The sequence below is a fragment of the Nitrospirota bacterium genome (assembly GCA_030645475.1).
Taxonomy (GTDB): Bacteria; Nitrospirota; Nitrospiria; order Nitrospirales; family Nitrospiraceae; genus Palsa-1315.
On record JAUSMA010000047.1, the window covers coordinates 1 to 1,170 of the forward strand.

At 60.1% G+C, this 1,170-nt stretch carries 1 protein-coding gene; it reads right to left on the reverse strand.

From position 1 onward, the window contains the following. On the reverse strand, positions 1-1,170 hold a 1,170-nt coding region (gene tuf / locus Q7U76_08920), incomplete at its 5' end, for an elongation factor Tu (GenBank protein ID MDO8356496.1).

The window sequence follows — 1,170 nt, forward strand, 5'->3', positions numbered from 1 at the left end:
TTACGCCAGAATTTCGGTGACGACGCCAGAACCGACAGTCTTGCCGCCCTCGCGCACCGCGAACCGCAGCCCTTGATCCATCGCGATCGGGCTAATCAGCTCACCCGTCACACTCACATTATCGCCCGGCATGACCATCTCCACGCCCGGATTCAACGTCATAATCCCCGTGACGTCGGTCGTCCGGAAGTAGAACTGGGGCCGGTAGCCGTTGAAGAACGGCGTATGCCGCCCGCCTTCCTCCTTGGCCAACACATAGATCTCCGCCTTAAACTTCGTATGCGGCGTGATGCTCTTCGGCTTCGACAGCACCATCCCACGCTCCACATCTTCCTTCTTCGTGCCCCGCAGCAAGACGCCGACGTTATCGCCCGCCTGCCCCTCATCAAGTACCTTCCGGAACATCTCCACCCCGGTCACAATCGTGACCTGGTTCGGCCGCAAGCCCACGATCTCGATTTCATCCCCCACCTTGACGATCCCGCGCTCGACACGCCCCGTCACGACGGTCCCACGACCGCTGATGGTGAACACGTCTTCGATCGGCATTAAGAATGGCTTATCGATCGGACGCTCCGGCGTCGGAATGTAGGTATCGACCGCTTCCAACAGCTTGAGAATCGACGGCACACCGAGCGGTCCCTGATCCCCCTCCATCGCCTTCAAGGCTGAGCCATGAATGATGGGGGTCTTGTCGCCCGGGAAACCGTACTTCGTCAAGAGCTCCCGCACTTCGAGCTCGACCAACTCCAAGAGTTCGGCGTCATCGATCTTGTCGGCCTTGTTCAGGAACACCACGATGTAAGGCACCCCCACCTGCCGGGCCAAGAGGATATGCTCCCGCGTCTGGGGCATCGGACCGTCTGCCGCACTGACGACGAGGATCGCGCCATCCATCTGCGCGGCGCCGGTGATCATATTCTTGACGTAGTCGGCGTGGCCCGGGCAATCCACATGGGCATAGTGGCGATTGGCCGTCTCGTACTCCACGTGACTGATGGCAATCGTCATAATCTTGGACGCATCGCGCCGACCCTGGCTTTCGCTCGCCTTCGCCACTTCGTCGTAGCTGATGAACTTGGCCATACCCTTATCCGCGCTCACCTTGGTCAAGGCCGCGGTCAACGTCGTCTTGCCGTGGTCCACATGTCCGATCGTCCCGATATTCAC